The sequence below is a fragment of the Nostoc sp. JL23 genome, assembly GCF_017115065.1.
GTDB lineage: Bacteria > Cyanobacteriota > Cyanobacteriia > Cyanobacteriales > Nostocaceae > Nostoc > Nostoc punctiforme_A.
Genome location: NZ_JABXKN010000072.1, coordinates 113,897 through 128,316 on the forward strand (window position 1 = coordinate 113,897; position 14,420 = coordinate 128,316).

Sequence of the window (14,420 nt, forward strand, 5' to 3'; positions counted from 1 at the left end):
AGTGCAAACATCTTTCTTCAGAAAGAAACTATGTTGTGTGATGGTGTAATAAAAGGTGAGTGAATGACATTAATTTTAGCTCTCGATTTTGGCGGAACTAAGCTGGCGGCAGCATTGGTAAATGTTGGTTCGAGAAAGTGGTTGCGTTATGAACGTCGTCTATCGCCAGTAGGTGCAAATGCTAGCACTGACTTGGAAATTATGCGATCGCTCATTTACTCGTTGCTAGAAGACGCAAAACCTGCTGCGATCGGTGTCAGTTTTGGCGGCCCGGTTGATGCTTCCACGGGGACGGTGCGGCTATCTCATCATGTGGCTGGATGGGAAAATATTCCTCTCAAAGCCTTATTAGAGGAGGAGTTTGGTGTTCCTGTTGATGTAGATAATGACGCTAATATTGCTGCTTTGGGAGAACATCGCTTTGGTGCTGGTCAAGGATACGATAGCCTGTTTTATATAACTGTCAGCACTGGCGTAGGTGGTGGTTGGATACTCAATGGCCAGCCTTGGCGGGGTGCTGGTGGGATGGCTGGCGAAATTGGACATATCGTTGTAGATCCGGCTGGGCCAGTTTGTTTGTGTGGTAAGCGGGGATGTGTGGAACGTTTGGCTTCGGGGCCTTATATGGCGCAAAATGCTAGAGAAATTTTGGAAAACGTAGACGCGCCAGCGGCTTCCCGGAGGGTACCGCAGAGGCGCGGAGGACTCAGAGATGGAGAGATTTTGAGGGGTTTAGTGGGGGGAGATTTAACTTTGCTGACGGGACAGTTGGTAAGTGAAGCGGCGGCGGCTGGGGATGATTTGGCTAAGGAAGTTTTACACAAGGCTGCTTGGGCGCTGGGTGTGGGTATTGGCAATGTGGCGAACTTGATGAATCCGCAGCGCTTTGTGTTAGGAGGCGGTGTGACGAAGGCGGGGGAGGATTTTTGGCGGGTGGTGCGTCAGGTGGCGCGGGAGACGGCTTTACCGGAGGTTGATTTTGAAATTGTGCCGGCGGTGCTGGGTGATGATGCGCCTTTGTGGGGGGCTGTGGCGATCGCTTCTATGACAATTCCGAATTTGTAAATGAGTGAGGCGTGGAGTGTATCAGTGCAAACAGAATTAGTTATTTTTGATTGTGATGGAGTGTTAGTAGACAGCGAAGGATTGGGTAATCGCGTTCTTGTAAAATTTGTCGCTGAGTTTGGGCTTGCAATGAAACTTGAAGAAGCTATTTTGTTATTTAAGGGTTGCAAAATGGCTGATTGTGTTGCTGTCATTGAGCAAAGACTTGGTAAGAAGATGCCACAAGATTTTGTAACTCAGCTTCGTACCCGTACTGCTGAAGCATTCGAGCGTGAATTACTTCCTGTAGAAGGAATAGAAGCAGCTTTAGACAAGATTAATCTACCTATTTGCGTTGCTTCCAGTGGCCCACCCAAAAAGATTAAGTTAGCTTTGCGTGTCACTAATCTATTGTCTCGATTTGAAGGACGTATCTTTAGCTCGTATGAAATTGGAAGTTGGAAGCCAGCACCTGACTTATTCTTATATACAGCTAAAAATATGGGATTTCAAGCTCCATCTTGCACTGTTGTCGAAGATAGCGTTTTGGGTGTACGTGCAGGTGTTGCTGCTGGTATGAGAGTTTTAGGATACACCGAGCAAAGTGAGGCTCATCTACTTGAGGCATCTGGAGCGCATATCTTTTACTCTATGCACCAACTGCCTTCTTTGTTGTCGCACTATTAGACTTATAATTATGAGTTTAATGAAAAAATTAACACTCTGAACGATATTAAAATATTTTCTTTCATTTAAACCTACTATTACTGTTGAATATTTTGACGAAACTCCCTAATTGCTTCCAAGGGAGACGATAACAAAAGACAACGATTGAGCAGAGATAAATCTAATTCTGCTAGCAACTCACTATTAGCAACTTTCTCATATTCTTGCTCTCGTAAGCAGTAAACTTCAAATGTACTATCTTCCCAAAACCAAACTTCCGGGACTTGCATTAATTTGTATTTCTGTAATTTGATGGAACAGCTGCTACTAATCACTACTTCAATACACAAGTGTGGTACAGGTTTGTCCGTTCCAAAGCAATAAGAATAAATCTGCTTGATATTCTACTATCTTGGTAATTAACCTGGCTAAAACTCCCACTGGGAAAAATTCAATGCCCTGTTCCACGAAATACTGCCCCAAGAGCAAACCAATTAAACACTTAATTGCCTCATGAGGCTTACCAATACTCACAATTTCTAAAATTCCCTCACAATAAAATAAGCGCACTCCTGGTACATTTTCAAAACTAGCTTGAATCGCTTTAAACTGTTCCCAACTTAACCCATGTCGAAAGAAGCGTTGTTCTTCTGGTAAGTTAACAGCATTTTCTAACGTTTGAGTCATAAATTTTTACTCTCTCAGTTAGTAGTCACAAAGTTTATCTCATTTCCATTTTAAGTCAAAACCAAATTATCTCGATGAATCACCGTTTCTGCACCGGCATAACCTAAAATTGTGGAAATTTCCCGTGAATGACGCCCACAAATCTTTTGCAGTTCATTGCTGTTGTAATTTACAAGTCCTCTGGCAATTTCATTACCGTCGGTGTCACACAATTGCACGGCATCCTGTGTCTCAAACTCTCCTTCTACTAGCTTAATTCCCGCTGCTAATAAGGATTTTCCTGCTAGAGAAATTGCCGCGATCGCACCTTCATCTAAATACAATTTCCCCGCAGGTACAAGCCCGTAAGCTATCCAACGTTTACGCGCCGAAGTTGGTTCGGGTTGCGGTTCAAAATGCGTTCCAATCAGTTCGCCTTGGATAATTTTTTCGATATTCCGGGGAAATCGCCCTTGGGTAATTACGGTACGTACTCCCGCAGCGATCGCAATCCTCGCAGCCGAAATTTTTGTCACCATCCCACCAGTACCCCACTGAGAACCTTGGGAACCTATTTGTAATTGAGCTAATTCTTTAATGCTACTAACTAGAGCTATCGGCCGCGCATCTGGCACGGAACGGGGATCGGCAGAGTACAACCGATCAACATCGGTGAGCAAAAATAGCCAATCTGCTTCTACTAAGCTGGCAACTAATGCCGAAAGGGTATCATTATCACCAAATTTTAGTTCGTCTATCGCTACAGTATCATTTTCATTGACTATGGGGATCACTCCCAATCCCAATAATTCCTGAAAGGTGTTGTAGGCGTTGAGATAGCGGCTGCGCTGTACCAAGTCACTACGAGTTAATAATACTTGGGCGATCGCCTGTTGCAAGGTAGTAAATAAATCATCGTATATCCGAATTAACCTCCCTTGTCCAACTGCTGCTACAGCCTGTTTGAGTGCGATCGCTTTAGGACGTTCAGTTAAACCCAACCGCGCACACCCCACGCCTACAGCGCCAGAAGAAACCAAAATCACCCGATGTCCTTGGCGTCTTAAATTGCAGAGTGTTTCCGCCAAGGTAGCAATAGTAGAAAGTGCTAATTGTCCCGTTTCTGGTTGAGTTAGGCTGGAAGTACCGATTTTGACAACAATTGTTTTAGTCATTGGTCATTAGTCATTGGTCATTAGTCATTGGTCATTGGTCATTGGTCATTAGTAACTGACGAATGACAACGGACAAATGACAAATGACTAAAGAAATTGTAAAGCGCCAATCCCTCTATAATGAAGGTTGACGCTTTACGGAAGTATATTTACTTAGTATGAGTTAGGGTCTTTTTTGGATGACCCCATGTTATTAATACTTATGATCCCCGATTTTTTGGTTCCAGTAAGATTCCTTAACTATTTCTTTAGATTTACTTTCCTGACGATTTCTCAACTTTTGTGAATCTTGGTTTTCTTGGGGGTAATAGAGGCTCCCAGAATTTCAGATATCCAGACTTCAAAGTTACGGATGGGATGAGAGCGGAGAGCCGCGTCGGCATGAACAATCGGTTCGACTAGAATGGTAAACATTCCCAGGCGATTACCTGCTATGACATCGGTAAACAAGCGATCGCCTACCATTCCCACTTGATGCACTGGTAAATCCATTCCCCTAAGTGCTGCTCTAATTTTGCGTCGGGAAGGCTTGGCTGCACCTAAGTAGTAAGGCAAGTTGAGCGATCGCGCAATTCCACCAATTCGCGCTTCACTCAGGTTGTTACTCACCAAACACAATGCAGTACAGGTGCGAATTTGCTCCACCCACTCTCGTAGTTCTGGGGAAGCTATCCCGACTGTAAAGGGTACTAAAGTTTCATCTACATCCAATACCAGCCCTTTCAGCCCGTTTTTTTGGATAATATCTGGTGTTAGGTTCAACACTGAACCCTCTAAAATCAAGTCAGGCTGTAAAAGATTGTTCCAGGCCATAGTCACCAGTCAAAATTAAATAGCTCAGACAAATGAGCATAACCCAATATTAGTTTAGTTAGTCGAACTCGATCCTGGGATATCTCCCTGAACATTTTGAGATAAAATCCCTAAAATTTTATCTATCTCTTTGATGTAATAATTATTCAAATCAATAAATATATCGTTTTCTTCTAACTTCAAAAACTTCCAAATATCACCTGCTGTTACCGCACCATAAATTTTTCTGATTTCATTGCCTTCTTGTTGATTAAACAATTGTGCTGCCAACATTGCGGCTGCACATTGACCTAATCCACCTTTAATATTTTCATTTTTGGCTTCAATAATAACCACCACTGGCACATTATTCGTTAGCTGCTCTTTAGAACGACTGATGATAAAGTCACAGTATCCAGTCAGACCTTTTTCTGCATCTACATTAAAGTCTGTTCCCAAAAATAAGCTAATTGGATAATTAGCCCTGCGTCTTACCTCCAACAATATCGGAGTGATAATCATTTCTGAACGAGCTTTTTCAGTATTAATTGCTAAAGCCAGTTATGTAGTTTCTTCTAAAGAATTTTTGAGTTTCTCACTTGCCTGTAAAGGTTTTATGTCAGCACATAAATCAGTTTTTTCATGAATGCAGATGCTGAATGACTTTTTAAATTTACTTAATGTAAAATCGCTATAAGTCATTTTCAGCAACTCATAACATTTCTTTGTGAGGCTGCGCCAAATTTTCTTTCTTTCTCTCTCTTTCTTTGTGTACTTTGCGCCCTTTGTGGTTCGTTTTTTTTCTTATACTTCACTCCTAATATGGTTTAGCGTATCTTAATACAGAATTGGTATCATACCAATTTTGGCTTTGGATCGCGGAATTGAAAATCACGACCAAAATGCTTGTTCCAGAATCTTAAACAATACTAATTGTCCCAATTTAGTGTCAATGTTTCATAGTTTCCACATTTAATGGGACATGGTAAAAAGTTTAGGTAGATTTTAATTACAATGAAAACTCTCAATTAAAAATTCAAAATGAAAATGTTACATTTTGAATTTTTAATCTTATTCCACTTCATTAAAAAGATGTTCTTCTAACAGAGGTTGCACTTTACGAAACTCCTCTGGAGAAAGTAGTTCAGGCTCACCTGTTTTCGTTATCCGTGCAAAAAATAACAGGGGATCTAGAGGTGTATAAATTGCATACTCCTGATCTTCATCATAGAAGCTAGCGAGTAGCTGTAATTGTTCTGGCTCTAAATCTTCCCCTTCGTCTTCGATTTCTAAGGTGAAGAGTTCTGATTCTTCCACTGGCGGTAAATCACCTGCAACAGTCAGAGCATAAGCTGTGTTCTTCAATATCAGGTTCTGTTCAGATAGTACTGCTTGGGCATTAGCAAAAATTTGCTCAATGATGGCGTCATCTTCTACCAGAACCGCTTCTTCTTCCTCACCGTCACCTTCCCAAGAAAAAATTTCTACAGGTGAATCTACAGGAAGAAGCAAAACGTATTCTTGCTCATCAACCTCAAGGCGATGCTCTATATAACAGTCGAGCGATCGCCCTTTGTCATCGGTTAAAGTGATGGAACCCGCATGAGCGTTATCATTTTCTTCAGGAAATGGAGAGGAAAACATAGCCGAAATGTAGAAATTTAATAAATACCAGCAAGTTTGAAAATCGCTTAACTACAAGTTAATGACATATTATTATGTCAAGCAAATAGCTTTATACGTAGATACAACTGCTGGCTAATCGTTTTCAGAATATCATGTTAAAAGGTATCAATATTCAATAGCCGCAACTGAACTGCGGGAGTTGGCACGCTTAACATCCAGCCATTGTTGTAAAATCAAAGCGGCTGCCTTGCGGTCAATCAAACCTTTATGGCGTGATGGGGAGCGGTTTTCAGCTATCAGCAGTTGCTCTGCTTGAAATGAAGTTAATCGCTCATCCATATATTCCACAGGCAGGTTTAGTGCTTTAGCAAGTCTTGTAGTAAATTTCTGAACTTGACGAGCCTGAAATCCTAATGAGCCATCCATTGAATAAGGTAAGCCCATAACTAGAATTTGCACCTCACGTTCATTAACTATTTGTCGGATTCGCTCGACATCTTGCTCAAAAGATGCGCGCTCAATTGTGGTGATACCCGTGGCAATTAAACCCGTGCGATCGCACCCAGACACACCAATCCGCTTGCGACCAAAATCTAGCCCCAAAGCTGAAATAAACGGTTTTGGTTGCTCTTGGGATATCACACTAATTCTCCTGCTGTCCATCTGCTGATTCAGCAATCGGCGATGTTTCTATACTAGGGTTTTTTACCGAAAAGTTAATCGGTTCTGGCTTGCTTGGCAGAGGTTTATCTGACGATGGCAACTTTCCTGGTTGTATCCATGACATCCCACCTGGTATAGGTTTACGAGTTGGTTGTAAACCTTGCAGCATATCAGTCCACTGGATTCCTTCTAAGGAAACGAATTTCGACTCTCGTAACTTGTGCCACACAGAGCGAGACATCACTAATGTATGTTCTATGCGTTTTGCCCCAATTCGCTCCAAATATTCTTCTCGCTCTGCCTGATAGTCTGAAGAAGCTAGTTGTAACCCTTGCTGGGGAAAATCTTGGGCAATGCGAGCCAGTTGAGATAGTAATTCTGGATAAAGCCAGGTGTAAGCAGGATGAACTGTCAGCGTTGCAGCATGGGGAACTTCACCCTTGCGATCGAGTTGCACCTGAAAATAGCCGATCGCGGCTTTGCGTTGCGGTTCAAACACGTAACCACTGACTACTTCTGTTTTAGTCAGCCATTGCTTCACTGCATCAGTTAAAGCACCAAATAAACTGGTTTTAAAGTCGCGGGTATTACGGTCAAAAACCTGACGTACCAAAGGTGGCATCGATGCTGTATCTAGTTGATATAGCAACTGGGCATCAGCATTGCTCACTGGCAAGAGGTTTGGTAAGTCTGGCTCTGCTTGTGCTAATTCAGCCAGTAATTCTGGCTCAATTTCCCAGTACGTCATTTCTGCCAGACGCTGGAATCCATTTTGCCGATATAGTGCCAACGCCTCAATGTCATTGATATTAACTTCTAGTAGCCAGGTGCGAGCTTCTAAAATCGACTCAAAGCAATGACGCAAAAGTTGCGAACCAATTCCTTGTTTATCGACACCACGCTCTAATAGCACTTGATCGATCCGCCAAGTACTGCGTGTCCGGTTAAAGGGTGAAACTTGAATCATTCCTAAAAGTATCCGCCCTTGCTCTGCAACAAAAGCACACAGTCGATACTGTAGCGGGTTAGGAAACCAACTTAAAAATTTGAGTAATCCATACCAGCGACGCAGCCTTTGCATCTGGCTGATGGCAAAACCTGCTCCCTTCGGAGTAAGGGCTGCGAATGACTCTTGAGTTATGCGCTCAATGCCGTCCAAATCCCGGTACTGGACTGGTCGGATGACAACGCTGAGGTTTCTGGGAAGTAATGAAGTCATTTTTATTCGAGCCGCCATTTAGCCTTAACTAACTGCTCTTCAAAGGAAGCAACTGCTTGCAATGATCTTAACTAGTTTCTGCTCTTTACTATTGTGCCAAAAGGGTGATTTTAGTAACTTAATACTTAAAAAGCAGAAAAAGCAGACCTTGTGAGAACACCATTGGCATTGACCCAACAACATCTGCCCTTATTTTATTTGAATTTTGATTAAAATTTGTATATATTTTATAACCCTTGCCGAGAAACTAGCTTTTCAAAGTGGGCTTGGGTTTGATGGAGTAATTGGTGGCGACTATCTACCAGTGTTTGCTTGAGGGTTGGAACAAGATTGCGAGCTTGCAGAGTCATGTGAAGTTGCAGGTTGGCAACATATTCACTGAAATCTTGATTCACTTCATCTGCGCCCGCATCTGTTAATAAATTTGATTCCATTGCCACTGTGTTCTCCTGTGTTAATCCTGTGCTGTCTCTCTTCATGACCAAAAACTATCACGTTGTTTGGACTAACTTCTTAATTTGCAATGAAGTTTAACGCTTCTTAGGGATAGCGTACTCCTTAAAATCTCAAACCAACACCACCTTGTACGGAGATAGCTGTACCACTACTATCTCGGTAGGCATCAAAAGCAATAATAGCATTGCCAAAAAGGACAGTATTGCTATTTGGGATCATATAATCGATGCCTGGTTGTAAAGCAAAACTAATTTTGTCGCCCACAGGAGAAGATCCACCACCACCAGCCAACACTAACCCAGCACCCAGGTAGGCATCAGCTTGCCAGTTGAGGGGGAAATCGTAAGAAACCGTTGGTACAACTGCGGTATTATTACCAATTAACACTTGGGCACGGAGTGAAATTGGTGCTTCCAAAAGCTTGTAGCGCCCCGCGATTACTCCCCCAAGTTGGATACCATCGGTAATACCAACAGTGGGCCCGATACCAATATAACTGCCATAAGCTACTTGAGCTTGTGCTGGTTTAGTACTAACCAGACTCAAGACCAAACCAGCCCCCAAAACTGAAACCAAAGATGGAATATACTTCATAACCAACTCCTCACACCATTTTATTATTGGGCATTGGGCATTGGGCATTGGGCATTGGGCATTGGGCATTGGGCATTGGGCTGGGCACTTGTACTGAGCAAAGCCTATTGGGTATTGGTTATTCTCTCCCTACACCTCTGCCCCTCTGCCCCTCTGCCCCTCTGCTCCCCTGCCCCCTCCATTCTACGGGCAACGGGGATGAATGCCTCCTTGAGTACAAATGTATGCTAATTGCTTGGCATCTAAATTTTTGGCTTGAGAAAAATTAACCCCTTGGACTACGGCAGATACTGAGCCTAAATCTGGGGTTTGGACAAATTGATCTGCTGGATCTTGTTTGCTAGGAGCGAGAATTGCTCCTTTAAAATCTGCTCCAGCGACATTTGCCCCTCGTAAATCTGCAAGACTCAGGTCGGCATTTTGCAAATTCACGTTTTCCATTTGGGCAGAACGCAAAACAGCACCAGTTAAACGAGTGGCACTGAGGTTCGCATTGCTGAGATTAGCACGATCCAAATAAGCTCCTGATAAATCTGCTCCTTGCCAATCAGTGTTAGTTAAGTTGGCAAAAGATAATTGCGTGCCGATGGCAGTGGCGCGACCTAAACGCGCTGCATACAGATTGGCTTCGTTCAATTTGGCATCGCCTAAATCTGCCCCAGTCAAGCTAGCTTTTTCCAAAACTGCGTTTCGCAAATCGGCTCCTACTAGTTGGGTGCTGTTGAGTTTAGCATCATATAGACGCGCGTTGGATAAGTTGGCTCTGTTAAGAGTGGCACGACTCAAATCGATCCGGTTCATCAAGACGCGACTGAGGTTAGCATCAGTAAGATTGGCTTGCTGCAACTGAGCTTGGCTTAAATCAGCCATTACATCGTCGTAGGTATCCCAGCGTCCATCTTCACCCACACCCCGGAAGCGGCTACCCTTAAAGCTGGCTTGGTTAAGATTTGCAGATTTAAACTTAACTCCTGATAAATCAAGATTGTCCAGTACCAAGTTGAAGAAGGAACTTCCTGAAGTACCGCTTTGCCCTAATTGGGTACTACTAAGGTCAACACCCTCGATTTTTTTACCGCTGTAAACAGAGAGAATCTTGTTGATTGTCCGTTGGTTTCTTTGTAGCCGCCCTTGCCGTAATTCCCGGTCTTTGGTTGCAGTGCTACCCACAGATTCCAGTTCACTCACCAAAAACTGATTTTTATTTTTGAGTTCCGGAATGGCTTGGGGCCCGACAGTTGTCAAAGCTTGTTGAATTGTATCCAGAAGGCTGGGGTTAGTTTCGCTAACTAATAAATCCGCCAGAAATTTAATGGATTGTGGGTCATTAAGACCACCCATAGCCAGAATTGCACTTTGGCGTTGCTCATTAGTCGCCCCAGAGTTGGGAGTCAATTGTTTGACAAGTTCGAGGAATTGTTGGCTGTTGATTTGTTTGGTTGCTCGCTGGGATTGTTGAATTTGGATATAAACTTGAGTGCCAATTAAAGTTGCCAGTACAGCAGTCATACTCGTCAGCCCTACCCCAAACAAAGTCAAATTGGGATTTTGCTGTATTCGCCGCCACAAATTAGGCGACTGGCTGGTTCGGTCTGCCGCTAATTCTTCTCCCTCTTGCCATTCTTCCGCTTCTTCATTACCGTCAGCAGACTGAGCTTGTTTGTTGTTGCTAGCTAAGACTGCATCGATTGTATAAGTACCTGCGAGTTGATCGTGTAGTGCGCGACGCCCCCGACGCGACGGTAAGCCAATCCCTTCACCCACAATCATTAATAAAGACAAAAATGTGAACAATCCTAAATTCGGAAAAGCAAAGCTGTAGCGCCACAGTAGATAGGCGATAGAAATGGGTACTGTCCAACGCCCAACTCCTTCTCTAATTACAACTGCCCCCAGTCCGGGCGGCTTCCCTTGCTCGTTGACAACCCGCACTTTTAACCAACGTTTCGGAATTGTGCTACCAGTCTTAGCTAATAAATACAATTGCCACCACGAGAGAGTTACAGGTGCTAACAGGGCGATTGTCCACAAAATATTAGTCGGCCATGCAACGTTACGAATGCCATAGCTCACAGGTAGAGCGAGGGGTCTGGCGATCGCTCTTTCTGTGACTACCAGCACGGGGTTCAGGGGCACTCGGTTCAGATCGCTTCTAGAATTGGCATAGACACCTATGCCGAAGGGAATCAATCCACTAGTAACCACTAGTGTAATTTCAGCCGCCCAAGCAGCAAAACGCCGACTTCCTAGCAGCAGCGAATTAGCTCTTTCCGATTTTTTTGACTGACCAGATTGATTACTAGTTCTCCTGACAATTGGTGACGTCATCGTATAATTTCCTTTGATATTATTTCTACGCCGCCGCGATCGGCACAATTAAAATAGACTAAGCCAGTCAGCAAAAAGAAAAGCATATTGAAATAGGATTTAGGAGTAATGCAGCAGAATTCAGGAGTCAGAATGGGCTGCGCTAACAGAATTCAGAAGTAAAACAGGCTTTATACCTAGTTTTGACACTTCACTTCTGTACTTCACCTTTTTGGAAATACTGCGTAAGTCAGAAGCCGTTTTTATTCCGGCTCCTGACTGTCATAACTCCGGGCAGAGTGCAAAGTAAATGCATATCAACTTATTGCTTACGTTGAAAGCTACCAGACACAAAAAATTTGTATCCAACATACACTAACACTGCCAAAAGTGCCAGACTGATTACAGATGCAACTAGTTTAAACACTGCTTGCAGTATCGCCAAGCCTACTAGTACCGTCACACCCGAAACTACGAGCTTTTTCACACCAGATAAGCTGTTGAACCAAATCTGAAATCGCTCTAGTTGCAAGTTAAAGCTGGCAAAAACAGACTGAGGGCTTTGTTTTTGTTCTTGTGAAACCACCCCAGGCGGGGAATTAATCTCTGCCTCTAGCTTATCAAGGCGACGCTGTAAGTCTTCTTCTGGTTGAGGATTCATCAATCTTTCCTACCTCACTAGCATACTTATTCAACAATAGACCAACCAAATTCTATTTTTGGTGATTGTCTTAGTGATTTTAGCTAATCTCTGTGCGTGCAAGATTTTACAGATATCAATTGTAGAGATGCAATACTTTGCAGATCAACCCAACAATCTCTCTTTTGGTCTGGGGAAAGCTTACTGGGCTTGGGCTAAAGGTAAATTCAAACCCTTTCTCTTTTTTCCCTTTAACCGAAAAGCATTGTATGTAGAGACGTTGCAATGCAAGTCTCTACATACACCTATCAAATCTTTACAAATAATCCTTAATTAACTGGTATTACTTTATACGTCAGCTTTTGGAACCAAGAGGGATTGCTGTCGTCTATATAAATCAGACCGTATAACAATATTGCTCTGAAAAAAATCTGGAGCATTAATTAAAATGAAGACGCTTAGGCTACTTGCAATTATTCCCACAGCTTTGGCGATGAGTTTGGTTTTCACTGAGGCTAATTTGGCACAAACACCAACAATCCAAATTAATCGGAATTCCCAACCCGATCCATTGATTTTGAACGGCAAGTCTGGGGGAACTGTCAAAAGTAATTGTGGCAATATTACTACTGAACCTAATCAAGTTGTCCAAGTTACAGAGTCACTACCTTATTTGCGATTAACAGTAGAGAGTCAAGGAAAGCCAACACTGCTGATCGACGGACCTGGGGGGCGCTTTTGTGTACTAGCAGATAGTTACTCTGGAGGTAAGTCAGAACTTTCTGGTTATTGGCAGCCAGGAAAATACTTGCTGTATGTGGGCGAACTATCCCCGCAACAGTATACTTACAGCCTCTCAATATCGCAAAAAAATAAATAGTCATTAGTCATTTATGTTTTGCAAATGACTAACGATCCTTGACTATTCTTCCAGTGATTTGGCTGGAACTTCGACAGCAGTGACATCAATTGTGCCTTCTGGTGTGAAGCGCTGAAAATGACTATTTTGTACTAGCAGCAACTCCTTACAGTTAGGACATTGCAACTGACTGTTATTTAAACCTGTAAATTCATATCCACAGACGGGACATTGATCGGCAACCAAGTTGCGTTGCAGCCACCAACGAAAACCAAAAAAAGCCACAATCGGTGCCAACAACAGCAACCCGAAAATAATTAGCAATGAATTAACTAACCAACCCAAGCCCACTGATACCAGCAACCAAACAACTGCTAGCAGGGTGAGCCAAGGGCGGAGATTTAAAAGATTCAATTGAAATGACTTAAAGCTCATTTTTAATAAATTTTGTCCTGCTCTCCTTCTAGGATAGCGATTTTAGTCATTAGTTATGATCTGAGTCATTGATCGTTTGTCACTTGGACTCAAATGGATTTTATTACTGAGGATAGCAGCATTTTTTGTAAGTGCTGTTGGAAGGCATTTATGCCAAACAGAGCGATCGCTTGTTCTCTTAGCCATTCCCCATCACATCGCTGGTCATCCCCTTGAAGCATTTCTATACAAGCTGCTGCTACAGCATCAGGATTGCGGTGTGGGACTCGCCATCCTAGTTTACCATCCTGCAAGGGGTCAGCGGAGCCATCGTCGTCACCAGATAACACCGGCACTCCACAAGCCATTGCCTCCAGATAAACTATACCAAAGCCTTCTTGCGAAGGCATAATATAGGCGTCAGCAAGGCGGTAATATTCCATTAATTCTTCTGTGGCAACGAAACCAGCAAACACAACGCGATCGCTCACACCTAAATATGCAGCAAGTTTAGCTAATCGCGGTTGGTCATCACCACGACCAATTACCAAATATTTCACTTCTGGGAAAACTTGAGCGATTTGTGGTATTGCCCGAATGGTAACATCTACACCCTTGTAAATATCTCCTGACCATAATCGCGCTACTGTCATTAACACTTTCGCGCCAGTTAAGCCATACTTCTGGACTAATTCTGGTTGTTTGGAGCCAGGAGTAAATTTATCCGCGTCAATTGCACAAGGCATCATCTGTACCATTTTTGGGTTTAGACTATTGGCAACACAAGCGCGATCGCGGCTGTAGCGACTAATTGTCCAAATTCTATCTGCTGATGTCAGGGCGCGACGTTCTTGATTTTTCAACGGTTCCCAGACTTCTTTGCCGTAAGTTAGCACGGTGTAAGGAATTCCCAAGGGCTGGCAAAGTGTTTGGATTAATACTGCTAAGTTAATGTGACCGCAGAAAACCTGCTCTGGACGGCTTTGCAACAGACACTTCAATAAAGCTGCTGCCATTTGCAATCTCCCCAAATAGGGAGACTGATTTTTAAAGTAATGAAATTTTAAGTTCTCATCTTCAAACGGATTTAAGCTATCAGCACCATCTCGCAGCAAAAAGACTTCTCCCTTGTAGTCTTGGCTCAATCCCAGATAGGCGCGAAAAATATCTTTTATATACGATTGAATACCACCTTCGTGAGCAAAAATTTCTAAAAACACGAAGACATGGTTAGTTGTTTTGTTAACTTTATCACCTAAATTCAGGTTTTTTGTCACTGTAGTGATGTGCTATCTTAGA

At 43.0% G+C, this 14,420-nt stretch carries 16 protein-coding genes and 1 pseudogene; 3 read left to right on the top strand and 14 right to left on the bottom strand.

Going from position 1 to position 14,420, the window contains the following annotated elements:
• Positions 1-63 precede the first annotated feature (63 nt).
• On the top strand, positions 64-1,065 hold the full coding sequence (locus tag HWQ42_RS15210) for an ROK family protein (RefSeq protein ID WP_292813425.1): 1,002 nt from the start codon (positions 64-66) through the stop codon (positions 1,063-1,065).
• Positions 1,066-1,731 (top strand): HAD family hydrolase, encoded by a 666-nt coding sequence (locus tag HWQ42_RS15215; protein ID WP_292813427.1) that lies wholly within the window; start codon positions 1,066-1,068, stop codon positions 1,729-1,731.
• Positions 1,732-1,808: 77 nt separating this feature from the next.
• Here the strand turns inward: HWQ42_RS15215 and HWQ42_RS15220 are convergent, their stop codons facing one another.
• From HWQ42_RS15220 to HWQ42_RS15275, 12 genes and pseudogenes are all read right to left on the bottom strand, one after another.
• On the bottom strand, positions 1,809-2,045 hold the full coding sequence (locus HWQ42_RS15220) for a Uma2 family endonuclease (RefSeq protein WP_292813430.1): 237 nt from the start codon (positions 2,043-2,045) through the stop codon (positions 1,809-1,811).
• Between the two features lie 4 nt (positions 2,046-2,049).
• Complete coding sequence (locus HWQ42_RS15225; RefSeq protein ID WP_292813432.1) at positions 2,050-2,397, bottom strand: hypothetical protein; 348 nt, start codon at positions 2,395-2,397, stop codon at positions 2,050-2,052.
• Between the two features lie 50 nt (positions 2,398-2,447).
• The gene (gene proB / locus HWQ42_RS15230) at positions 2,448-3,551 is read right to left on the bottom strand and encodes a glutamate 5-kinase (RefSeq protein WP_292739652.1); all 1,104 of its coding nucleotides are present in this window, start codon (positions 3,549-3,551) and stop codon (positions 2,448-2,450) included.
• 273 nt (positions 3,552-3,824) lie between these two features.
• Positions 3,825-4,364 carry a YqeG family HAD IIIA-type phosphatase gene (locus tag HWQ42_RS15235; protein WP_292813434.1) on the bottom strand — a complete coding sequence of 180 codons (540 nt, stop codon included), beginning with the start codon at positions 4,362-4,364 and terminating at the stop codon, positions 3,825-3,827.
• A 54-nt stretch (positions 4,365-4,418) separates the two neighbouring features.
• Positions 4,419-5,045 (bottom strand): annotated as a pseudogene (locus HWQ42_RS15240) (hypothetical protein).
• Between the two features lie 369 nt (positions 5,046-5,414).
• On the bottom strand, positions 5,415-5,987 hold the full coding sequence (locus HWQ42_RS15245) for a DUF3727 domain-containing protein (protein ID WP_292739658.1): 573 nt from the start codon (positions 5,985-5,987) through the stop codon (positions 5,415-5,417).
• 147 nt (positions 5,988-6,134) lie between these two features.
• Positions 6,135-6,632 (bottom strand): Holliday junction resolvase RuvX, encoded by a 498-nt coding sequence (ruvX, locus tag HWQ42_RS15250; RefSeq protein ID WP_292813437.1) that lies wholly within the window; start codon positions 6,630-6,632, stop codon positions 6,135-6,137.
• Complete coding sequence (locus tag HWQ42_RS15255) at positions 6,613-7,869, bottom strand: GNAT family N-acetyltransferase (RefSeq protein ID WP_292813439.1); 1,257 nt, start codon at positions 7,867-7,869, stop codon at positions 6,613-6,615. The genes ruvX and HWQ42_RS15255 overlap by 20 nt, the downstream gene beginning before the upstream one ends.
• A gap of 209 nt (positions 7,870-8,078) precedes the next feature.
• Positions 8,079-8,285 carry a hypothetical protein gene (locus HWQ42_RS15260; RefSeq protein ID WP_094352643.1) on the bottom strand — a complete coding sequence of 69 codons (207 nt, stop codon included), beginning with the start codon at positions 8,283-8,285 and terminating at the stop codon, positions 8,079-8,081.
• A 124-nt stretch (positions 8,286-8,409) separates the two neighbouring features.
• Positions 8,410-8,901: a hypothetical protein gene (locus HWQ42_RS15265; protein ID WP_292739666.1), complete on the bottom strand. Its 492-nt coding sequence runs from the start codon at positions 8,899-8,901 to the stop codon at positions 8,410-8,412.
• Positions 8,902-9,084: 183 nt separating this feature from the next.
• A complete protein-coding gene (locus HWQ42_RS15270; protein WP_292813442.1) occupies positions 9,085-11,229 on the bottom strand; it encodes a pentapeptide repeat-containing protein in 2,145 nt (714 codons plus the stop codon).
• A 301-nt stretch (positions 11,230-11,530) separates the two neighbouring features.
• Positions 11,531-11,869, bottom strand: coding sequence for a hypothetical protein (locus HWQ42_RS15275; RefSeq protein WP_292739670.1), 339 nt, complete (start codon positions 11,867-11,869; stop codon positions 11,531-11,533).
• A gap of 427 nt (positions 11,870-12,296) precedes the next feature.
• Between HWQ42_RS15275 and HWQ42_RS15280 the strand changes: the two genes are divergently transcribed.
• On the top strand, positions 12,297-12,728 hold the full coding sequence (locus HWQ42_RS15280) for a hypothetical protein (RefSeq protein WP_292739672.1): 432 nt from the start codon (positions 12,297-12,299) through the stop codon (positions 12,726-12,728).
• A gap of 42 nt (positions 12,729-12,770) precedes the next feature.
• On the opposite strand, the gene HWQ42_RS15285 is transcribed toward HWQ42_RS15280, so the two are convergent.
• Both HWQ42_RS15285 and HWQ42_RS15290 read right to left on the bottom strand, forming a co-directional pair.
• The gene (locus HWQ42_RS15285) at positions 12,771-13,142 is read right to left on the bottom strand and encodes a hypothetical protein (RefSeq protein ID WP_292739674.1); all 372 of its coding nucleotides are present in this window, start codon (positions 13,140-13,142) and stop codon (positions 12,771-12,773) included.
• Positions 13,143-13,231: 89 nt separating this feature from the next.
• Complete coding sequence (locus HWQ42_RS15290; protein WP_292813503.1) at positions 13,232-14,407, bottom strand: glycosyltransferase; 1,176 nt, start codon at positions 14,405-14,407, stop codon at positions 13,232-13,234.
• Between the last annotated feature and the right edge of the window lie 13 nt (positions 14,408-14,420).